The following is a 19,366-nucleotide window of genomic DNA, read 5'->3' as shown; positions in this document are numbered from 1 at the left end:
GTTGTTCCTTACAGTTCAAAGTCAGCCGGGGGTAAGCCCAGCTCGAGGCAGATCAGGCGGCAAACGGCTTTTTCTTTTTCGTCGAAATTACCGTCCGACGCGCCGATGGCGCAGGCAACACGGACCAGCAGGCGACCTGCGCCGTCCTTACCCTTGATCTTGCTGATGTTTTTCAGGGCTTCGGCCTGACCGATCTGGAAGTCGAATTCGAACTTGCCGCACGCGTCGTTGAAGACCTTGATGACGTCGCTCAGGTTGAACACTTTCAGCTCGGGCGAGTTGTTGATGAACCCGGTCATTTTCATTTTTTCAGCCGAGCTGACTTCACCGTCGGCCGCAGCGACCATGGCGCAGCTGTTGGCAACCGCTTCCATGAACTCTTTGTTCTTGAACTTGGCCACTTCGGTGGTCAGCTTCTCGCGGGCGAGTGCCGCGTTTGTTTTCAACCATGACAACATGTTGTTCACCTCTAGGGCGGACCGGACCGGCCCGCCGTTTTTCAAATAATTACTTGGAACCTGCCGACCAGCGCATGCCCCAACCGTAAGCCTTGTCCATGACCGAATGACCTTTGTGGAAATCGACCCGTCGGCTGACCTTGACGCCGCCGCCCTCGTTCTCCAGCAGGGCGATTGCACACATGCCAAGGCGACCGCCCTCTTCATTCAGGCGAACTTCGATCGGTGGCTGACCCGGGACATAAATGGTCACGACGCCATCGGTCTCACGCCAGTTCGGCGCGCCTTCGTAGATGAAGGCGAACACCAGCACCCGGCGGATATCACCCCAATGCCGGCCGTTGATGTGCAGCCATTCGCCATCGCTGACGGCGCCGGTACGGTCATCGCCCATCAACCGGATGTAAGGGTCGTAGTCGAGATCGCCGAAGCTGTTGCCCAGTGCCTGGACCACCCCTTTGGAGCCATCCTGCAACTCGTAAAGGCAACCCACATCGAGGTCGATGGCGTTGTTGCGCGAGAAGAAACCGCCGCCCTTGCCTTTGTTCCAGTTGAGGTTGACCTTGATCTCGCCAAAGCCTTCGGCGGTTTTTTCCAGGCTGATCGAGGAGCGGGTCTTGTCGAGGGTGATTTTGCTCAGGCTCACCGAAGACTTCGGCGGCGCTGCCGGCACTGGCGCGGCAGGTGCCGCTACAGGTGCAGGAGCGGCCACCGGAGCCGGGGCAGGCGCGGCAATTTCGACACCGAAGTACTTGGCCAAAGGCTCAAGGCCACCGGCAAAACCCTGGGCGACGCAACGGAATTTCCACTCGCCCTGGCGGCGATAAAACTCGCCGAGGATCAGTGCGGTTTCTTTCATTCCGCTGGTCGGTATCTGCGCCTCGATACCGCCAGTGACGGTCAGCGCGAGATGGGATACCCGGTCGAAGCTGGCTTTGTTCTCGTAGATCGTCGCCGTCAGCGCCACCTTCTCGACCACCGCGTCCAGGCGCGACAAATCAAGGGTGAAGACCGCACGACCGGCGGACGACTCGGTCATCTGCACCGTTCCGCCCAGCACATTGGTCTGGCCGTAGAAGCACATATCAGTGTCGCCGCGGACTTTGCCCGCGGCATTCAGGACGAATGCAGACACGTCGATATCAGCACCCGGGATGGCCGAGTAGCTGATATCGATCCGCACCTGGCCGGTGGTTACCGGCGCGTTCTCGCCAGGAACCAGGGTGGTCATGCACGCACCGCCTGAACCGCCAGGTTGACCAGGTCGTCAGCGGTGCGGCCGTTGGTCACCTGACCGATGGCCTTGAAATCCCAACCGCCGTTCTCACGCACCAGGCTGGCCATGACCACGCCGGTGTGACGGCCCTTCTCGGACAGATTGAAGCGTGCCAGTTCGGTCTTGTTGCTCGCGTTGAGGATGCGGCAATACGCGTTGGCAATCTTCTCGAAGTTCTGGCCTGTGAAGCTGTTCACGGTGAACACCAGTGACTTGACGGTGGCCGGCAGGCGCTGCAGATCAACGGTGATGGTTTCGTCGTCGCCGGCGCCTTCACCGGTGCGGTTGTCGCCCGAGTGCTGGATCGAACCGTCGCGGGACGTCAATTGACGGAACCACACCAGGTCCACTGGCTTGAAGTCGGCATCGAACAGAATGCAGGAGGCATCCAGGTCGACGTCACCACCGTTACCCATCAACCGCCCCATGAACCCGGCTTTCTCCGGATCCCAGCCGAGGCCGAGCGTGATCGCCGTGAGGCCACCGCCGGCGGTTTTTTCCAGGGAGATTGATTGGTTTTTAGTCAGAGTTAGGGCCATCGGTACGCTCCTTGTTGGTCGTCAATTGCGAGGGTGTCTCTTTGCTGTCCTCAACCGGACGAGTTGCCATCGGCGCAACGCCAGCTTCTCGGGCCAGGGTCTTGGATACCCGCAGACGCCCACGGCGCCATGCAGGGTGGAAATGTCGCCAGTGCGCATCTTGCGCAGCAGCCAGAAGTTCGTGGTCACCGCGAGTGTCGCCCCAGGCGCGCAGGCGGTATTGCGTCAGGTCGCCGTACACCGCTTCAAGTCGCTGCACCTTCGCTTCACAGCGGCAGTTGTTGCCCGATATGCGCCCGGTCAGGCGCCCATCGACGACTTCCAGTTCGGTGGCGATCAATTTGATATTGAGGCGATCGGCAAACGGCTTCAGGACCAATGCCGGCGAGGCGGAACACAAGGTGACTTCACTGCCGGCCTGTCTTTCGGCAGCCACCGAGGTCAAACCGGCAGGACGCATCAGACGGGTCCAGTACAGGCCGCAGAATTCCGCGGCCTTGTGCCGGACCCACTCTTCCTTGGCATCGGTGAGGAACGCGGCGATCAGCCGGGCCTTGAGCTCGTCACGCGACAAGCGACGCGTCAGGTAACGCACTCCCGGTCCGGCGAGCAGGCGCAAGCGTTTGGCAAATTCGATTTTGCCAAACGCAAATTTCAGAAAGGGAACGAAGCTGTCGTGCCGGGTCAAGGTGCCGTCGAAGTCAAAGACCGACAGAACCTTGGCCCCGGCCGGGCCCATCTCAAGCATTTCCTGGGTCATCGGCCGGCCTCGGCAAGACGGATCGACTGATCGCTATGGCTCGGCTCCGCATGCCTGACACCATGCCACTTGGCACGCTCAAGGATATTTATGGCCCATTTTAAGTGAGTTGCTGGTTCGCACATCGTGTCATTGTGATTGAAGACCGCGGGCGCGACTTCATTCAGCATCAATTTGGCACAATTTAGATCTTCGAGACTGACCCGCAGTCTGTCCTGAATGCTGCTGATCTGGCTTGGATGAATCGCCGTTTTGCCCACCAGGCCATGGGCAATGTCCAGGCTCAGTTCTTCCAGCAGTAAATGCGGGGTGGCCAGACGCTCGAACACCGGGGCGGTCAAGGCGAAACCTTGCGATCCCATGACCCCGGCCAGCATCGGAATCACGTAACCCATGGGCGTGCTGTAAAGCGTGGTCGCGGGATTGCGCCGCAGGCCCAGGCAGCCCAGCAAATCATTGCCGCCGATGCGCAGGGCAATGATGCGGTGATCCAGGGTCTGCTTGAGCGCCGTGCCCAGCTCGATCATCGCCACCGGGTTGAAGACCTCACGGGTCTCCAGGGTCGGCATCAGGAAGATGTCGGGGTTGGTCACCGCCAATTCCCACGCGCGCAGATTGGCCAGGCTCAACTTGGGCAGGACAAAACCGTCCACATGCACCATCAACGGCCAGTCGTTGAGCACGGCCGCCATCTGCGAATCACGCGGTCGCACGAACAACATGGGGCCGTCTACCGAGCGGCCACCCTGTTGGTCAATCGAGAGCAGCAGCTTGTGCAGATTGGCCAGCGCCGTTTCGACGTCGATGTCCGCGACCGCATCTTCCAGGCACACCACCATCGACCGCAGCTCGGGCAGTTTTTTGTGCAGGACCACATCGAGGATGTCCTCGCGGGTGGCCGGCATGTAGAGGGTTGCACCGAGGGCATAGGGCGATAGTGTTTTCATCAGCTCAAACTCCGGATGACGGTCACGGCACGATAAGGACCGAGGGCAGCCCCCATCTCCTCAACCGTCACGTTCGCGCGCTCGGTCAGGTGCATCAGCAATTGCACGTCCGGATCGCTGCGATCGCGCACCAGCACCTGATCCGGCACCCGGCGCAGGACGGCACGCGTGGCCTCGGCAATGCCGGGTTTGACCCGATTCAGATTGGTAATACCCCATTGCGCGGCAATCGCGTCGATGACACTCAGTGCCGAAGCCTGCAGCTCGTTGCGCTGCGCTTCAGTCCAGGGTGCGGCGGATTCGACCGCAGGCAGCGCCTGACGCTCGGCTTCGATCTGGTCGATGAATTCGCGCGTAACGTCGTGTTCATGCAAGTGGTCGTAGACCACGCAACCATGCAGGCCACCGTTGGCCGGCCAGATGGAGCGCGAGACCAGGCCGGACACCGTGGCCCCGAGGATGCCGGACGGAATCACCCAGTCTTCGGCCGAAGCCGCCAGCCAGGCGCGCCCGCAAGGGTCGGCCAGGACCACAAGGCGTGGCTGCTCGGGAAAACGCGTGTCGCCCTTGAGGCTGCGCTGGATCTCCCCGGAAATGGCGCCCTTGCCGGTCCAGCCATCGACAAAGACGATGTTCTCAGCGCCGTGAGCCTGAACCACCGCTTCCAGGGCAATCATGTCGATGCCCCGGTCACGCACGATGCTGATGCCGTAATGGTGGGCGTCGCGCCCCAGGTCCAACAGCGCGCGGCGCAGCAACACACCCAAAGGCAGCCCCGCGCGCACGAACGACACCAGCGCGATCGAAGGGCCGTCACAAGCCCGGTCCAAGGCCAGTGCCAAGGACTGGACATCGCGGGCCATCCTGACCGAGTTTTGCGCCATGGCACGCTGGTACAGCCCTTTGTGGACTTCGGTCGGGGCCGATTCCTGACTGATCATCTCGGAGTAATGCTTCTGCCGCGTCTGGATCAGGCGCTCTTTCTCTTCAACGTCCGTCACTTCGATGTCGACGGGTTGCAGCAGAAAGTGCACGTCATCGGACGCGTAACTGCCACTGCCAACCGTGGTCAGATGGGCAAAGGCATTAACCATGGATCATCGCCTCCACTACTTTGGCCAATTGGCTATTGGCAGGGGTCGCCCAGAAGTTGCATTCGTTCATGAAGCCCAGGTCGGTGACGCTGTCACCAAACCCCAGCACCGGGCGCTCGCCATTGGCAGCGCGGTCGCGGCGCAGCAGTTCTTGAACCGCCAGGCGCTTGGACAAGCCGTGCGGCAGGAACGCGAGGTTGTTGCCGTTGCCGTGGATATGCATGTCGTCCAGCAGGCCTCGGGCCTGAACCTCGGCCAAAACCTTTTGCAGCACCGAATCGTCCGACTCGTTGTGCTTGGTCACCACGTAATTCAACAGGCCTTGCTCTTCCACCACCCATCCGCGCAGGGAAAAACCCATTTCCTCGCCGATGGCCAGGGTCGCCGCACTCAGGGCCGGAAGACGATCCTGATACGCCGCCAGCGTGTCGGTCATCTGCCCATGCCAATCACGATCCAGCGAGCCATCGGGCTGCAGGATCACGCCACCGTGGGAACACACGGCGCCTGCAACAAAAGGCAATTGCACGCGGCTGTACGCTTCGACGCTGCGCGCCGTGACCGGCACGACATCGGCCGATGCCAGCAACCACTCGACAAAGTTTTTCTGCACGGCGCTCATGTAGCCGTTGGGCTGGCCGTCGACATCCAGCGTCGCGGTATGGCGTTCCGCGCCCTGTGGCATCTTGCGAGCGGTCTGGAACAAGGTGTCATCAAGATCGATGAGTATCAGGGGACGCTTATTGCTCATCGACAATGACCTCCGCGTTCAGCGCATCAATCAGCGATTGGGGAACCGCTTGCGCAGGCGTTTCGGTACAGATCAACACACGGTCGAACTGCCCCGGACGCACGTTATAGAGAAAGTTCGGAATGCCCAGGCCGTAGTTATCGGAGAACGACAAGGCGTGGCCGATCTCATGGCCCAAGGCAATCGGCGAGCGGCTGGTGGAGCTGAAATGCACATCAGCCCCGGCTCGTTCAAGACGCTCGGCCAACAGAAACGGACGCCAGACGAACTCGCTGGTGCCGACGACCATCACGCGCTCGCCCGGCTTGACCTGAATATGCGGGGCCAATGTGTCCTCGACATGACGCACGCCCAAGCGTCCCCAATCGTTACGCGGGTCGAGCGGCCATTCGCCTACGGCAACGGCGCCAACATCGGGCATTTCCGGCAGCGGTGCATCTTTATCCTCAGAGAAGCGATAAGCGCCCTGCAACAGCGAAACCTGGGTCGCCGTCTCGCCCAACACGTTGCGCACCGCGCCACGGGACCAATCGGTGAGCACGCAGGTCACGACCTGCTCCACTTTGCTCAGGCCGGCATCCACGAGGGCGCGATGCAGATTGATGAAGGTCTTGCCGGTGGAGGCTTCATCGTCGACCAACACCAGGGAACGCGCGTTGAGCATCATTTCCCGCACATCGAGATCGGTGGGCTGGTGAATCAGGTGCGCGCTGGCGTGGCTGTGTTCTTCTTCAAAACGGGTGAACAGCTCGGTGCCGACCGGATGGCGCGTGCTGACCATGTAAACGGTGTCCGGGCGGGTCTTGCTGTAGGCGCGGTGTACACCGGCGCCCAGGCCGACGGCCGTCTCGGCCATGCCGATCACCAGGACCGGGCCGGGCAAGTCAGCGGGAATCTTGGCTGCCAGGCTTTCGTAACTGGCCTGCATGATCGAGGGGCGCACCGGAATATGGCGGCCCAGGACGCGGGACACAAACAGGAACGCCCGTTTAGGATTACGGCGTTCGGCGAACCCGAATAACGAATGGGGTTCGATGGAGGATTCATCGACATCGACTTCCATCAGCCCGCGCTTCAATTGAGCGCTGAGTGTGGTGGTCGTGGATTTTTCTACTGCGAATTCCATGTGCAACATTCCTAAAAGAGGCGAATTAGTGAACTGACAACCCTTCACTATTTTTAAAGCAGGGTGCCTCTAAGGATTTCGGGCTTCGATCCGCCAGAGTGACGACTGGGCTTCACGAGCCATTTCGGCGGTCGAAAAAACCCGACCGGTTGGAGATTTGGGTGGCGAGACATGACAGGCATCCAGAAAAGCCAGTAACAACCCGGCCTTGACCGCGAAGTTCATGTTTTGCGCATCCGGCAGCGACGACGTCACCATCCCGATGACCGCCCCGCTGCTATCGAATAACGGGCTACCGCTGGACCCCGGCTGAATGGCCGCCGTGAACTGCAGCAGGCTTGCATCATTGTGCAACCCGAACAGACCGGACACGCCGCCCTGCGTTACATGCACGCCGCCGCCCGCCAGGCCTGCCATCGGGAAGCCCAGGGCAATCACCGACTCACCCAGCGCACAACCGACCCCTTCCTTGAAGACCACGGGCGACAGCGGCGGGCAATCCTGAATGCGCAGCAACGCCATGTCATTGCGCTGATCAACCACCACCACTTCGGCGCGGTAACGACCGGCAAACGAGGCAATGTGCAGTTCCTCCATCCCCTCGATCACGTGGGCGCAGGTCATGACCTGGTTGGGCGATACGACGAACCCGGTGCCTGTAGCCGAGGTACGACTCCTCGCGGAATCCCCTGAATACGGACGGCGATTGGGGTGCGCATCATCAATCGTGATGCCCATTCGCCGGCCCATCGCGGCCAGGCCATACGCCGAACCTTCGGCCAGTGCGCGGAATTTCCATTGATCGTTGCGGCTGTAGAACTCGCCGATGACGATCGCAGATTCACCGTTGCTTTTCAGGTCCAGGGACAGTTCGACCTGGTTGTCGACTTGCAGCCGCAGGTCCTTGAGTTCGCTGAGAGGGCCAGCGGCGGAAAAGGTATAAACGACCAGCAGCAGCCGTTCGCTGCCGCCGGGAAGACGGGACAAGTCCAGGGAACAACCAATGGACGACGGCGTACCGCTCCATTCCATCCACTGTTGAGTGACTTGAAACAGAGCCGGGTCACCTGTCGGAAGACGCTTCTCAGTGACGGGCAGCAGCGCTACGGCTGCGTATTCCCCAAAGGCGGTAGAGTGGCTGCACTCTAGCGTCCATGCACATTTGACGCCTGAAATAGCGGCGTTGGCTCCAGGCGTAAGCGCCTTCATCCTGTCGTTCCTTGATCGGTAGCTGGCAATTATGCCAAGACAGCAACAATCATTCACTGTCTATGTGGCGTTGTAATATCAGGAAGGCGCTATAACGGCAACTGTGATTGGCTTCACCCGGACGTTGTCCACCCACTGGCCCGCGGGTTCTGGCAGACCCAGCCGACGAACGGCGAAGATTCCAGCCAGGTTTACCCCGGTTGCCCTCGTGTAGCCAATGCCGCCGGAGTAACGCGGGTTGATTTCCAGCAGATGGGGAACGCCATTGTGGTCATCCCGGGTCTGGACATTGACCAGCCCATCGCACTTGAAGTGCGCCGCGGCCTTGAGCGCCAGTTCAACGGCGGCGGACTCGCGCTCGAAGGTCTGGTGAACACCCTGCTTTCTTCTGCCGACGAACGCAACCGGCTTGCCTGCTTCGCACACCATGTCGACGGAACACTCGCTACCCGGCAAATACGGCATGACCAGCATCGGCTTCCGCTCGGGACTGGCCTTATAGAGGCTGAGGTAGGTGTCGAAGTCGACTTCCCGCACATCCGGGTTTTCCAGGCAGCGGAACGGCTCGACATCGTCCTTGAACCGCCAGAAACCTTGCCCGTAAATACCGACGACCGGTTTGATGCACACCTCGCCTTGCGCGGACAGCAACTCATAAGCCGCGGCCAGTTCCTGGGCATTGTTGATCGTCACGGCGGGAATGCACGCCAGCCCGGCGCGCTCGGCTTCTGCGGTGAAGCGGCTTTTATCGTCGACGTTATCGAAGGTGTCCATGGACATCCCGCCCGTCACCAACTGCAAACCGGCGGCTTCGAAGCGATCTCGCGCCACTTCATAGAAGCTGCCGATACGCCCGGCAAGGATCACTTTGATGCCGTGCTCAAGCGCTGTGGCGATCACCCAGTCGATGCGCTCCTCGTTGTCCAGGGGCTCTTGAAAGCTGACATCTGCCTGACTCGTGATTTCAGGTCGATCCTTACGATGGGAAGCAAAAATCCTGACGTTCGCCGGCAGTGCCTCGCGCGCGCCTATAAGAATGTCGCGCTGGCTGGATTGACCTTCGAGAAACCAGATCACGTTTACGCTCCTGAATGAATATCGACCGGGATCGCTACTCGCATTGAGTAACGAAGTCCTACGGCAACTGAATTTCCCGCCACGATAACGGACCTGAAGCAAAAGGCTACTTAATTCCCTACAGGCGCTTCTCACCGTACGCCCGGGCAGTGGCGCAATCCCCTGTTTTTGATATCGTGCCGCCCATCGTCAGTGCTCTGCGAAAGTGGAGCGCGATTTTTTTGTTACTGCGCGTAAGGAAGGGAGTGAATGGAGTTTCTACGCTTTGTGATATTTTGCAGCGGCCTGGGGGTTCATGTGGCGCTGGGTGGTGCTCAATCGCGGCAGCTGGGGCCTGCTTTTCGGCAACATGGCCGGGGCGGTGTCCGGTTTTATCGTCGGGCTGGTCATACTGTCTATCACGCTGTCCCTGGTGCCGATGCATTAAGTGTCGTCCCCACCAGCCAAGCCATAGATAGCCAGGCATGACTTCACGCGGCTGGATGCACCGGCAATACCACCGTCGCCTCCAACCCGCCTTTCGCCCGATTACGCAGGCTCAATTCTCCCCCATGCTCCAACACAATCGCCCGCGCGGCCGATAACCCCAGACCCACGCCCCCGGTACTTTTGTTGCGCGAACCTTCCATGCGGAAGAACGGTACAAATACCTGTTCAAGACTGGACTCGGGAATCCCCGGCCCACGATCCAGTATGTTGATTCGCACCTGATCCGCACTCGGGATCAACTCGATCGTCGGCTCATTGCCGTACTTGATCGCGTTATCCAGCAGATTGGTGATGACGCGCTTGAGCCCCAGCGGTCGGCCGAAATACACCAGCCGCAGCGGCCCGCAGAAGGCGATGTCGATACGCTGATCCCGGTAATCATCCAACAGCGTTTGCAGCAGTTCCGCCAGATCAAATTGGGTCGCCGGCTCAAGCCGCGCGTCGTCGCGGAAAAACTCCAGCGCCGAATTGATCATGGCCTGCATTTCATCCACATCGCGAAACAGCCGCTGCTGTTGTCCGGTGTCTTCGATGAATTCGCCCCGCAAGCGCATCCGCGTCAGGGGCGCGCGCAGGTCGTGGGAGATGGCGGCGAGCATTTGCGTGCGGTCGCGGATGAAGTGTTGCAACTGGGCCTGCATGGCGTTGAACGCGAGAATGGCCTGGCGGATTTCGTGGGGCCCCAGCGGCTCGATGGGCGGAGCGCGGAAGTCCGTGCCGAAGCGTCGGGCGCCTTCGGCGAAGCGCTGCAACGGGGTGGCGAGGCGGCGGGTGGCGATCAGTGCGACCAGGGCGGTGGAGACCAGCACCAGCAGGATCACGATCAGGTAGCGTGGCGCCTCGTCGAGGCCCCAACTGCGCGAGGGCGCCGAGAACATCAGCCACGAGGCGTCCGGCAGTTCGACCACCAGCGCGTAATGCGCGTCCGCCGGGTGCTCCGTCCAGTCGGACGGCTCATAGGCTTCGATTCGCCGGTCGGCGGATTTAAACAGCGGCTGCAGGATCGCCATGCTTTCGTGGGAAATGGGGTCATCCACTGTCGGCAGATTCAGTTCGCGTTGATCCAGGTGCCAACTGACGGTGAAGCCTTTGTCGCTGACGGCGTGGGCCAATTGGCTGCGCATTGGTGCCGGGGCGGCTTCGATGACGCGGGTGATGGCGGCGATTTTTTCCAGCAATCCGGTTTCGGTCAGCGGCGGCCGCGCCCACACCCCGGCCAGTTGGATAAACAGCCCGTTGAGCGCCAGGGAAATCAGCATCGCCAGGATGATCGTCAACGCAATCCAGCGCGCCACCGTGTCTTGCGGCCAGTTTCGTTTGAGCCCGCTCATCGCCGCGTCACGCTGGGGGTGAACAGATAACCGCCATTGCGCACGGTGCGAATCATCGCCGGGCGCTTGGTGTCGGACTCGAGTTTGCGCCGCAGGCGGCTGACCTGGACGTCGATGCTGCGATCAAACGCTTCATGACTATGCCCCCGCGCCAGGTCCAGCAGTTGCTCGCGGGTGAGGATGCGTTGCGGGTGTTCGACGAACACCAGCAGCAAGTCAAACTCACCGGCCGACAACGGGATCATCACGTTGTCCGGCGAACGCAGCTCCCGGCGCGTGACGTCGAGGTGCCAGTCGGCGAAGTCGATCAACGGCCGTGGGCGCTCCTGCAACACCGGACGCCGCTCATCCACGCGACGCAGCACGGCGCGCACCCTGGCCAGCAGCTCGCGGGCGTCGAACGGTTTGGTCAGGTAATCATCGGCGCCCAATTCCAGCCCGACCACCCGGTCGCTGAGCTCGCCCATGGCGGTCAACATGATGATCGGCAGGGCGTGGCGAATCCGCAGTTGCTGGCACAGGATCAGCCCGCTGTCGCCGGGCAGCATCACGTCGAGGATGATCAGGTCCGGCACCTGGCGCTCGATGGCCGCCCACAGCGACGCGCCATCGGTGGCGACCTCGACGCTGTAGCCGTGCTGCACAAAGAATTTTTTCAGCAGATCGAGGACCTCAAGGTCGTCGTCCACGATTAAAAGGCTGTTCACCGAAGGTCACTTAAGGGCCGAATGGAACCGCCATCTAAAACCATTCACGCCAGCCCGTCATATATTTCAATCATGCAATAAAGCGTCATCGGCGCAATAAACCGGACATCTTTGCGCAAGGCTTGGGGTTCAGCATCTCGGCCAATTCCTCCCGAGACTAGCGTCCATGTTGCCTTTCAAATGTGCTCCCTGGCTGGCCCGCAACACTTCGATTGCCATGCTGGCCGCCGGGTTGGCGGGTTGTAGCAGTCAACCGCCGTCCGACACCCGCGTGACCTGCGCCGAAATTGGCTACTCCGTGTACGACCCGGCGGAACCGCTCAATCGCGGGGTCTTTGCGTTCAACCGGGTGCTCGACGACTACGCCATGGCCCCGGTTGCACGCGGCTACCGCTACCTGCCGGACTTTTTCCAGACGGGTGTGCATAACTTCGTGGCGAACTTCGGCGAGCCCAAGGTCTTTATCAACGACTTGTTGCAAGGCAACCCGATGCGCTCGGTCAACACCCTGGGGCGTTTTGCGCTTAACACCACGGTCGGGGTGGTGGGGTTGATCGACGTTTCCGGCAAGGTCGGCATCCCGCGCCACAACGCGGACTTCGGCCAGACCTTCGGCGTGTGGGGCATCGGCAACGGGCCGATCGTCGAACTGCCGTTGTTCGGCACTTCCAACAGCCGCGACGCCGCCGGGCGTGTACTGAGTTTTGTGGTCGATCCGTTCGGCAACAACAGCGATACCGTGGACACACTTTCCACGATCAACACGGTTGGCGGCATCGTCGATGGCCGGGCCGAAGCCTTGCCACTCACCGATAGCCTGAAAAGACTGCCGGACTATTACAGCGCGCTGCGCAATGTCGTGGCCGAGCATCGTGCGACCTTCGTGGCCGATGGCAAACAGGGCTCACCGCAAGCCACCCAATCTCAATGCACAGGAGCGCCGGCCGATGGGTTCTGAAAACCGGAGTTTGATATTGCAACAGCGTGTGACACAGAACGACTCGGCCCATTTGCATTGCCGGGAGATTACCCTGCGTTTGTCGGAGGATTGTCGCGAGTTGGTGCTGAGTCGCTACACCGAACACTATGGGCCGGCGCTGGTGCGGTGGATGGAGAGGAGCCATACGGTGTCGGTGAGTGATTTGTTTCGATGGTTGGTGGCCAATGGTGAGACGGGGGTCATGAGGTCAGGCGGCTAGTTGCAATGCATTGACATCCACTGCGCTATTATTCGGCGCTTCTTCGTAGCCTGAACCCGGATGTCCATGCCTTTGCCTCTGCCCGACAATCATCAATCCCTGCCCCCTGTGCTGGTCGGGCCGTTGTTACGGCGGCTGGAGCCCACGCGGCTGGTGTTGTGGCTCGTGGGTTCTCGGGCGCTGTCACTGACGTTGCGTCTGCAAGGGGTCGGCGATATCCGTCTTGACGCCGGGCGATGCACGATTATCCCGGTCGGCACCCATGCCTTTATTCACTTGATCGATGTGCCGCTGGACACCGCCCTGCCCTGCGACACGTTGATCGAGTACGACCTGCTGATTGACGACGCCGGCATCGCCGACTGGGCCCCGCACTTGCTGTACGGCGACGCCCGTTGCCCGAATTTCGTCCTGCGTTCGCGGATCGATCAACTGCTGCACGGCTCCTGCCGTAAACCCCATCACCCGGCGGCGGACGGCTTGCTGTGTGTGGATCGTCTGTTGGCGACCGACCATGAAGCAACGGAGCGCCCGGCCCTGTTGATGATGAGCGGCGACCAGGTCTACGCCGACGACGTCGCAGGGCCGATGCTGCGGGCGATCCATGCCTTGATCCAGCGCCTGGGCTTGTTCGACGAGCACCTCGAAGGCGCCGTGGTCAGCGACAGCGCCACACTCTACGAACACGCGGCCAGCTACTACCATCGTGCGGATTTGTTACCGGCGCTTGAGAGTAACGAAACCCTGCGCGAGCGATTTTTCGGCGGCGCACGTAAGCCGATTTTCACCAGCAGCAGTGCCGACAATCACCTGGTGACGTTTGCCGAAGTCATGGCCATGTACCTGTTGGTCTGGGCGCCAACCGCCTGGACACTGATCGACCCGAAACCGCCGACGCTGACGCAGGAAAGACGCGAACGCTATGCCCTTGAGCAGACCCGCATCGATGCTTTCAAGGCCGGCCTCGGTGGCGTTGGCCGGGCGATGGCGCATCTGCCGTGCCTGATGATTTTCGATGACCACGACGTGACCGATGACTGGAATCTGTCCGCACAATGGGAAGAAACCGCCTACGGCCATCCGTTCTCCAAGCGCATCATCGGCAACGCGTTGCTCGCTTATATGCTGTGTCAGGGGTGGGGCAATAACCCGGATGCGTTCGCCGAAGTGCTGGAGAAAACCCGCGCGTTAAGCGCTACCGAACGCTATCTCGACAGCACCGTTCAAGACAACCTGATCGACGACTTGCTGGGCTTCCAGAACTGGCACTACGTGTTGCCGACCACCCCGGCCCTGGTGGTGCTCGACACCCGCACCCGACGCTGGCGCAGCGAGATGACCCTCAAGCAACCCTCGGGCCTGCTGGACTGGGAAGCCCTCAGCGAGTTGCAACAGGAACTGCTGGATCACCCGTCGGCGATCATCGTTTCCCCGGCGCCGATCTTTGGCGTCAAGCTGATCGAGACGGTGCAGCGGGTCTTCAGTTGGTGCGGTTATCCCCTGCTGGTGGACGCCGAAAACTGGATGGCTCATCGCGGCGCTGCCCAGGTGATCCTGAACATTTTCCGACACTCGCGTACACCGGGTAACTACGTGGTGCTGTCGGGTGATGTGCATTATTCCTTTGTCTACGAAGTCTTGATCCGACATCGCAAGGCCGGTCCACGGATCTGGCAGATCACCAGCAGCGGCATCAAGAACGAATTCCCGCCGGCCCTGCTCGAATGGTTTGATCGCCTCAATCGCTGGCTCTACTCGCCCCGTTCGCCGCTGAACTGGTTTACCAAACGCCGGCTGATGCGCATCGTTCCGCACACCCCCGAACACGCCGAAGCGGGTGAGCGCTTGTGGAACTCGGCAGGCATCGGGCAGGTGCTGTTTAATGAAAAGGGTCAGCCGCGGGAGATCTATCAGCACAATGCCGATGGCTCGCCGCGCACTCGAATGGTTGCGCCCGAGTAGCAGTCCTTATGAACGCGAACACCTTGAACCTCAGCCGTACGTTGATCATCGGCAACTCCGGCGCTGGCAAGAGTTGGCTGGCCCAGCGCCTGGCCAAACGGCAGCAGGTGCCGTGGATCGATCTTGACCGGGTTCACTGGATTTCCGATGAACACAGCATCGCTCGGCCTCGAAATGAAGCCCTTGAAATAGCACGGGTAGCTGCCAGTGAAGAACGGTGGGTGATCGAAGGCGTCTACGGCTGGATCGTCAGTGAACTCCTGCCCCGGGCGACAGCGCTGATCTGGTTGAGCCTGGACGATGACGATTGCGTCGCCCAGATTCATCAACGAGAAGCGCAGCGTGACGCGAGCGATGAGCTGCTAATCGCGCTGCTGGAATGGGCCGGCAGCTATCGCAGCCGTGAAGGGTCCAGCGGATTCAAGGTTCATCAGCGTCTGTTTCAAGGCTTCAGCGGTTCGAAACGGCAACTGACGAACCGGGCTGAAATCACAACGTTCATCAACGCGCTACCACCCCGCTAACCAAGGATGCGTCATGTTTGCACGGAGCAACTTAGTCCCCGAATTGATGGTCACCCACCTCCCGAGTAGCCTGCACTTCTGGACGTCGCTGATCGGTTTCAACATCGCCTATGAACGCCCCGGCTTTGCTTACCTCGATCAACAGGGCATCCAGTTCATGCTTGAGCAATACGACCCGGACGAAGGCCAATGGCTGACCGGCCCGTTGGAAACACCCCTGGGTCGCGGCATCAACTTTCAGATCACCGTCGATTCAGTTGAACCCCTCCTCCAGCGACTGGCCGAAGTTCAATGGCCGCTGTTTCGTCCCTGCGCCGATGTCTGGTATCGCGCGGATGCAGTGGAAGTCGGCCAGCGTGAGTTTCTGGTGCAGGATCCGGACGGTTACTTGCTCCGGTTGGTGGAAAGTCTGGGGGAGCGGCCGTGTTTGAACACATAGACCTGCATTATCTGCTCGGCACTTATGGCTATTGGGCGGTGTTCTTCGGCTGTTTGCTGGAGGGCGAAACCATCCTGATCCTCGGCGGCATGGCCGCTCACCAACACCTGCTGCACCTGTGGCCGGTGATTGGCTGGGCCAGCCTGGGCGGGATGTTGGGGGATCAGTTGCTGTTCTGGATTGGACGCTATTTCGGCGCACGCCTGCTGCCGCGCCTGCACCGGCAACAAGCGGCGATCGATCGCGTAACGGGGCTGATCGGGCGTTATCCATCGACCTCGGTGTTTGCCGTACGTTTTCTGTATGGCATGCGCCTGGTGGGGCCGATGGTCATCGGCGCCAGCGGTTTATCGCCGTTGCGGTTCGCATTGTTGAATGCCTTGGGCGCGGTGGTCTGGGCCACGGTGTTTGCCAGCGCCGGGTATTGGGCGGGCGAAGCGCTGGAAACGATGCTGGGGAATTTGAAACCGTATCGTTTGCCGATTGCGTTGGCGGTTGTGGGGTTGGCGGTGGTGGTTGGGTTGGTTCGGTATTGGCGGGCGAAGCATAAAGCGCGGCATGTTGAGTGAGTTATTTCGGGGTGACGCTCGGGCTGATCACATACTTATCGGAATGGGATTACAGGGGTTGCGGAAACGTCTTGAAGAAGCTTAGGCGATACTCAATGCAGATGCGGATACATCGTCTGCGTAACGACCACTCGGAGGTATCGCCTTGCCATCCTGTACTCATTTCTGTACGTTCTTTGCATTGAGCGAGGACTACATCATGCAAACCATCAACTACACCACCGCGCGTGCACATCTGGCTGAAACCATGGATCGGGTCAATGAAGACCGTGCCCCCCTCCTGGTAACTCGTCAGAAAGGCGAACCCGTGGTGATGATGTCTCTGGCGGAGTACAACGCTCTAGAGGAGACCGCGTACTTGCTACGTTCCCCGGCCAATGCTGAACGTTTGATCAAATCGATCGGCAACCTGCGAGCAGGGAAAGCCAAAGCCAGGCAACTCATTGAAGAATGAATATCGAGTTCACTACTGAAGGTTGGAACGACTACCTGTGGTTCCAGCAAAACGATAAGGCCGGGCTCAAACGGATCAACCTGTTGATCAAGGCAATTCAGCGCGAACCTTTTAGCGGCCCCGGCAAGCCTGAACCGCTGAAACACAATCTGAGCGGTTTCTGGTCTCGCCGGATTACAACGGAGCATCGCTTGGTCTACGCGATCGAAGAGGGTGCGATACAGATCGTGATGTGCAGATATCACTACTAAGTATTCTCAGGCTGCGTTCAGCACCCGGCATATCCCTCTGACAATCATCTCCACTTCCCGCTCATCAATCGTCAGCGGTGGCAGTAACCGAATGGTTTTGCCACGGGTCACGTTGATCAGCAGGCCGTGATCGCGTGCGGTGATCAGGGTGAGGTCGCGGATCGGTTGTTTGAGTTCGATGCCGATCATCAAGCCCTGGCCGCGGATTGCCAGGACGTTCGGATTGTCGGCCAGTTCGATGCACAACCGGGCGAGCAGGCGTTCGCCTTGTAGCTTGGCGTTTTCCCGCAGGCCTTGTTCTTCGATGATCTCCAGAACGGTGCAACCGACCCGGCACGCCAGTGGGTTACCACCGAAGGTGCTGCCGTGGCTGCCGGGAGTGAACAGCCCGGCGGCTCGGCCCCGGGCCAGGCAGGCGCCGATGGGCACGCCGTTACCCAGGCCTTTGGCCAGGGTCATGACGTCCGGGACGATGCCTTCGTGCTGGAACGCGAACCAATGGCCGGTGCGGCCGATGCCGGTCTGGATTTCGTCGAGCATCAGCAACCACGAGCGTAGATTGCACAGCTCGCGCACAGCCTTGAGGTAACCGGGCGGCGCCAGTTGCACACCGCTTTCGCCCTGGATCGGCTCCATCAGGATCGCCACGATTCTTGGGCCGTGGGCTTGCTGCACCTTGTCCAGAGCCTCGAGGTCGCCGAAGGGCACTTTGATGAAATCCCCCGGTAATTCACTGAAACCCAGGCGTACCGCCGGGCCGTCACTGGCGGACAAAGTGCCGAGGGTGCGCCCGTGAAAAGCGTTCTCCATGACCACCACCAAGGGTTGTTCGATGCCTTTGTGCCAGCCGTAAAGCCGTGCGAGTTTCAGTGCCGTCTCGTTGGCCTCGGCGCCGGAGTTATTGAAAAACGCCCGGTCCATGCCCGACAGCCGCGTCAGTTTCTGCGCCAGCTGTTGTTGCCAGTCGATGCTGTACAGGTTCGACGTATGCAGCAACAACCCGGCCTGCTCGCTGATGGCCGAGACGATTTCCGGATGAGAGTGGCCGACATTGGTCACCGCCACGCCCGCCACGGCATCCAGGTACTCGCGCCCCGCCTGATCCCACAGTCGCGTCCCCAGGCCTTTGGTAAAACTCAGGGCCAAAGGTTGGTAGGTGGTCATCAGGCAGGCGGCGGTCATGACATCAAGCTCCATCAAAGGTCGGTGTTTTTGCAGTATGGTTAGCCACCTGAGCTGGATAAACGCTGCAATACTTCAATCATTTAGAAGTCGGGCTTGATAATGGACCTGTTCCAGGCAATGACCGTTTACGTCCGCGTGGTGGAAACTGGCAGCATGACCGCCGCCGCCTTCCAGTGCGGAATGTCCACCACCATGGTCGGCAATCATCTGCGCGCTCTGGAGCAACGTCTCGGCGTGCGCTTGCTCAACCGTACGACCCGGCGCCAGCGCCTGACGGAATTTGGCACCGCGTATTACCAGCGCTGCCTCGAAGTGCTGGGGTTGGTGGCCGACTCCGAACGCCTGGCCGAACAGGCCCTCGATGAACCGAGCGGCACCTTGCGCATCACCGCGCCACTGACGTTTGGCACCGAACGGCTGGCGCCGGCGCTCAGCGAATTTTCCTTGCGTTGTCCGCAGGTCAAACTGGACGTGGTGCTCACCAACGGCCGTCCGGATTTGCTGGAGAACGGTTTTGATGCGGCTATCCGCCTGGGCGCAATCGAACCGTCCAACATGATTGCCCGCCCACTCATCGATTACACCCTGACCATGTGCGCCTCGAAGGCGTACCTGGCGCGCCGGGGCACCCCGCAGAAGCCCGAAGACCTGCAACATCACGACTGCCTGGCCTTCGCCTACCCGGCCGGAGACGACTGGCACTCGGTGGAAAAACAATGGCGCCTGACCGGCCCCGAGGGTGAAGTCCTGGTTTCAGTCAGTGGACCGATGCTGATCAACAGCTCAGCCGGTCTGCATCAAGCGGCGCGCACCGGCATGGGCATCGTGATGGTCCCCGACGCGTTGGTGGAGCAAGACTTGAAGGACGGAACAATGGTGGCCTTGCTGCCGGACTACCAACTGCCGAGCCGGCCCATGCATTTGGTCTACACCCAGGATCGCTACCGTTTGCCGAAACTGCGCAGCTTCGTCGACTTCGCCGTACAGAAGTGGGGCAAGCACTAGCGGCGCCGCGGTGC

General features: G+C 60.5%; 23 protein-coding genes. 10 read left to right on the top strand and 13 right to left on the bottom strand.

Features of this window, described 5'->3' with window-relative positions; genetic code table 11:
- Positions 1-8 precede the first annotated feature (8 nt).
- The 10 genes from HKK53_RS26455 to HKK53_RS26410 all read right to left on the bottom strand — a co-directional run bounded on the left by HKK53_RS26455 (position 9) and on the right by HKK53_RS26410 (position 9,237).
- Positions 9-458 carry a tellurite resistance TerB family protein gene (locus HKK53_RS26455; protein ID WP_169373203.1) on the bottom strand — a complete coding sequence of 150 codons (450 nt, stop codon included), beginning with the start codon at positions 456-458 and terminating at the stop codon, positions 9-11.
- 49 nt (positions 459-507) lie between these two features.
- Positions 508-1,689, bottom strand: a complete 1,182-nt coding sequence (locus HKK53_RS26450; RefSeq protein ID WP_169373202.1) for a TerD family protein — start codon at positions 1,687-1,689, stop codon at positions 508-510.
- The gene (locus tag HKK53_RS26445) at positions 1,686-2,273 is read right to left on the bottom strand and encodes a TerD family protein (protein ID WP_169373201.1); all 588 of its coding nucleotides are present in this window, start codon (positions 2,271-2,273) and stop codon (positions 1,686-1,688) included. Before HKK53_RS26445 ends, HKK53_RS26450 begins: the two co-directional genes overlap by 4 nt.
- Positions 2,254-3,033, bottom strand: a complete 780-nt coding sequence (locus HKK53_RS26440) for an HAD-IB family hydrolase (RefSeq protein ID WP_169373200.1) — start codon at positions 3,031-3,033, stop codon at positions 2,254-2,256. The genes HKK53_RS26445 and HKK53_RS26440 overlap by 20 nt, the downstream gene beginning before the upstream one ends.
- On the bottom strand, positions 3,030-3,980 hold the full coding sequence (locus HKK53_RS26435) for an HpcH/HpaI aldolase/citrate lyase family protein (RefSeq protein WP_169373199.1): 951 nt from the start codon (positions 3,978-3,980) through the stop codon (positions 3,030-3,032). Before HKK53_RS26435 ends, HKK53_RS26440 begins: the two co-directional genes overlap by 4 nt.
- Positions 3,980-5,074 carry a cysteine protease StiP domain-containing protein gene (locus tag HKK53_RS26430; protein ID WP_169373198.1) on the bottom strand — a complete coding sequence of 365 codons (1,095 nt, stop codon included), beginning with the start codon at positions 5,072-5,074 and terminating at the stop codon, positions 3,980-3,982. The genes HKK53_RS26435 and HKK53_RS26430 overlap by 1 nt, the downstream gene beginning before the upstream one ends.
- On the bottom strand, positions 5,067-5,825 hold the full coding sequence (locus HKK53_RS26425) for a trehalose phosphatase (RefSeq protein WP_169373197.1): 759 nt from the start codon (positions 5,823-5,825) through the stop codon (positions 5,067-5,069). Before HKK53_RS26425 ends, HKK53_RS26430 begins: the two co-directional genes overlap by 8 nt.
- The gene (locus HKK53_RS26420; protein WP_169373196.1) at positions 5,815-6,951 is read right to left on the bottom strand and encodes a phosphoribosyltransferase domain-containing protein; all 1,137 of its coding nucleotides are present in this window, start codon (positions 6,949-6,951) and stop codon (positions 5,815-5,817) included. Before HKK53_RS26420 ends, HKK53_RS26425 begins: the two co-directional genes overlap by 11 nt.
- 69 nt (positions 6,952-7,020) lie before the next feature.
- The gene (locus tag HKK53_RS26415; protein WP_169373195.1) at positions 7,021-8,160 is read right to left on the bottom strand and encodes a trypsin-like peptidase domain-containing protein; all 1,140 of its coding nucleotides are present in this window, start codon (positions 8,158-8,160) and stop codon (positions 7,021-7,023) included.
- 78 nt (positions 8,161-8,238) lie between these two features.
- Complete coding sequence (locus HKK53_RS26410; protein ID WP_169373194.1) at positions 8,239-9,237, bottom strand: ATP-grasp domain-containing protein; 999 nt, start codon at positions 9,235-9,237, stop codon at positions 8,239-8,241.
- A gap of 295 nt (positions 9,238-9,532) precedes the next feature.
- Between HKK53_RS26410 and HKK53_RS32820 the strand changes: the two genes are divergently transcribed.
- The gene (locus HKK53_RS32820) at positions 9,533-9,664 is read left to right on the top strand and encodes a hypothetical protein (RefSeq protein WP_272900291.1); all 132 of its coding nucleotides are present in this window, start codon (positions 9,533-9,535) and stop codon (positions 9,662-9,664) included.
- Between the two features lie 43 nt (positions 9,665-9,707).
- On the opposite strand, the gene HKK53_RS26405 is transcribed toward HKK53_RS32820, so the two are convergent.
- Positions 9,708-11,057 (bottom strand): sensor histidine kinase, encoded by a 1,350-nt coding sequence (locus tag HKK53_RS26405; protein WP_169373193.1) that lies wholly within the window; start codon positions 11,055-11,057, stop codon positions 9,708-9,710.
- Positions 11,054-11,764: a response regulator gene (locus HKK53_RS26400; RefSeq protein ID WP_169373192.1), complete on the bottom strand. Its 711-nt coding sequence runs from the start codon at positions 11,762-11,764 to the stop codon at positions 11,054-11,056. The genes HKK53_RS26405 and HKK53_RS26400 overlap by 4 nt, the downstream gene beginning before the upstream one ends.
- Positions 11,765-11,930: 166 nt before the next feature.
- Here HKK53_RS26400 and HKK53_RS26395 point away from each other — a divergent pair, with 166 nt between their 5' ends.
- From HKK53_RS26395 to HKK53_RS26365, 8 genes are all read left to right on the top strand, one after another.
- Positions 11,931-12,722 (top strand): MlaA family lipoprotein, encoded by a 792-nt coding sequence (locus HKK53_RS26395; RefSeq protein WP_169373191.1) that lies wholly within the window; start codon positions 11,931-11,933, stop codon positions 12,720-12,722.
- Positions 12,712-12,963 carry a hypothetical protein gene (locus HKK53_RS32695; RefSeq protein ID WP_237150609.1) on the top strand — a complete coding sequence of 84 codons (252 nt, stop codon included), beginning with the start codon at positions 12,712-12,714 and terminating at the stop codon, positions 12,961-12,963. Before HKK53_RS26395 ends, HKK53_RS32695 begins: the two co-directional genes overlap by 11 nt.
- Before the next feature lie 60 nt (positions 12,964-13,023).
- Positions 13,024-14,925, top strand: coding sequence for an alkaline phosphatase D family protein (locus HKK53_RS26390; protein ID WP_169373190.1), 1,902 nt, complete (start codon positions 13,024-13,026; stop codon positions 14,923-14,925).
- 8 nt (positions 14,926-14,933) lie between these two features.
- On the top strand, positions 14,934-15,449 hold the full coding sequence (locus HKK53_RS26385) for an adenylate kinase (protein WP_169373189.1): 516 nt from the start codon (positions 14,934-14,936) through the stop codon (positions 15,447-15,449).
- A 13-nt stretch (positions 15,450-15,462) separates the two neighbouring features.
- Complete coding sequence (locus tag HKK53_RS26380) at positions 15,463-15,888, top strand: bleomycin resistance protein (RefSeq protein ID WP_169373188.1); 426 nt, start codon at positions 15,463-15,465, stop codon at positions 15,886-15,888.
- Positions 15,873-16,457: a DedA family protein gene (locus HKK53_RS26375; protein WP_169373187.1), complete on the top strand. Its 585-nt coding sequence runs from the start codon at positions 15,873-15,875 to the stop codon at positions 16,455-16,457. Before HKK53_RS26380 ends, HKK53_RS26375 begins: the two co-directional genes overlap by 16 nt.
- A gap of 199 nt (positions 16,458-16,656) precedes the next feature.
- Positions 16,657-16,911, top strand: a complete 255-nt coding sequence (locus HKK53_RS26370; RefSeq protein WP_123410196.1) for a type II toxin-antitoxin system prevent-host-death family antitoxin — start codon at positions 16,657-16,659, stop codon at positions 16,909-16,911.
- Complete coding sequence (locus tag HKK53_RS26365) at positions 16,908-17,162, top strand: Txe/YoeB family addiction module toxin (RefSeq protein ID WP_123410195.1); 255 nt, start codon at positions 16,908-16,910, stop codon at positions 17,160-17,162. The genes HKK53_RS26370 and HKK53_RS26365 overlap by 4 nt, the downstream gene beginning before the upstream one ends.
- 6 nt (positions 17,163-17,168) lie before the next feature.
- Here the strand turns inward: HKK53_RS26365 and HKK53_RS26360 are convergent, their stop codons facing one another.
- Positions 17,169-18,344 carry an aspartate aminotransferase family protein gene (locus HKK53_RS26360; protein ID WP_169373186.1) on the bottom strand — a complete coding sequence of 392 codons (1,176 nt, stop codon included), beginning with the start codon at positions 18,342-18,344 and terminating at the stop codon, positions 17,169-17,171.
- Between the two features lie 102 nt (positions 18,345-18,446).
- On the opposite strand from HKK53_RS26360, the gene HKK53_RS26355 reads away from it, so the two are divergent.
- Positions 18,447-19,352: a LysR family transcriptional regulator gene (locus HKK53_RS26355; RefSeq protein WP_169373185.1), complete on the top strand. Its 906-nt coding sequence runs from the start codon at positions 18,447-18,449 to the stop codon at positions 19,350-19,352.
- Positions 19,353-19,366: the final 14 nt, after the last annotated feature.

Source organism: Pseudomonas sp. ADAK7, assembly GCF_012935675.1.
Lineage (GTDB): Bacteria > Pseudomonadota > Gammaproteobacteria > Pseudomonadales > Pseudomonadaceae > Aquipseudomonas.
Note: the sequence above shows the minus strand (reverse complement) of the source record. Positions and strands in the feature narration are given on the sequence as shown.

Bases quoted from the DNA above. Each gene is read 5' to 3' on its own strand.
- HKK53_RS26425 (WP_169373197.1), bottom strand. From the start codon at position 5,825: ATGAGCAATAAGCGTCCCCTGATACTCATCGATCTTGATGACACCTTG.
- HKK53_RS26450 (WP_169373202.1), bottom strand. From the start codon at position 1,689: ATGACCACCCTGGTTCCTGGCGAGAACGCGCCGGTAACCACCGGCCAG.
- HKK53_RS26385 (WP_169373189.1), top strand. From the start codon at position 14,934: ATGAACGCGAACACCTTGAACCTCAGCCGTACGTTGATCATCGGCAAC.
- HKK53_RS26420 (WP_169373196.1), bottom strand. From the start codon at position 6,951: ATGGAATTCGCAGTAGAAAAATCCACGACCACCACACTCAGCGCTCAA.
- HKK53_RS26370 (WP_123410196.1), top strand. From the start codon at position 16,657: ATGCAAACCATCAACTACACCACCGCGCGTGCACATCTGGCTGAAACC.
- HKK53_RS26430 (WP_169373198.1), bottom strand. From the start codon at position 5,074: ATGGTTAATGCCTTTGCCCATCTGACCACGGTTGGCAGTGGCAGTTAC.
- HKK53_RS26360 (WP_169373186.1), bottom strand. From the start codon at position 18,344: ATGACCGCCGCCTGCCTGATGACCACCTACCAACCTTTGGCCCTGAGT.
- HKK53_RS26380 (WP_169373188.1), top strand. From the start codon at position 15,463: ATGTTTGCACGGAGCAACTTAGTCCCCGAATTGATGGTCACCCACCTC.
- HKK53_RS26415 (WP_169373195.1), bottom strand. From the start codon at position 8,160: ATGAAGGCGCTTACGCCTGGAGCCAACGCCGCTATTTCAGGCGTCAAA.
- HKK53_RS26355 (WP_169373185.1), top strand. From the start codon at position 18,447: ATGGACCTGTTCCAGGCAATGACCGTTTACGTCCGCGTGGTGGAAACT.
- HKK53_RS26405 (WP_169373193.1), bottom strand. From the start codon at position 11,057: ATGAGCGGGCTCAAACGAAACTGGCCGCAAGACACGGTGGCGCGCTGG.
- HKK53_RS32820 (WP_272900291.1), top strand. From the start codon at position 9,533: ATGTGGCGCTGGGTGGTGCTCAATCGCGGCAGCTGGGGCCTGCTTTTC.
- HKK53_RS26435 (WP_169373199.1), bottom strand. From the start codon at position 3,980: ATGAAAACACTATCGCCCTATGCCCTCGGTGCAACCCTCTACATGCCG.
- HKK53_RS26390 (WP_169373190.1), top strand. From the start codon at position 13,024: ATGTCCATGCCTTTGCCTCTGCCCGACAATCATCAATCCCTGCCCCCT.
- HKK53_RS26440 (WP_169373200.1), bottom strand. From the start codon at position 3,033: ATGACCCAGGAAATGCTTGAGATGGGCCCGGCCGGGGCCAAGGTTCTG.
- HKK53_RS26365 (WP_123410195.1), top strand. From the start codon at position 16,908: ATGAATATCGAGTTCACTACTGAAGGTTGGAACGACTACCTGTGGTTC.
- HKK53_RS26395 (WP_169373191.1), top strand. From the start codon at position 11,931: ATGTTGCCTTTCAAATGTGCTCCCTGGCTGGCCCGCAACACTTCGATT.
- HKK53_RS26445 (WP_169373201.1), bottom strand. From the start codon at position 2,273: ATGGCCCTAACTCTGACTAAAAACCAATCAATCTCCCTGGAAAAAACC.
- HKK53_RS32695 (WP_237150609.1), top strand. From the start codon at position 12,712: ATGGGTTCTGAAAACCGGAGTTTGATATTGCAACAGCGTGTGACACAG.
- HKK53_RS26455 (WP_169373203.1), bottom strand. From the start codon at position 458: ATGTTGTCATGGTTGAAAACAAACGCGGCACTCGCCCGCGAGAAGCTG.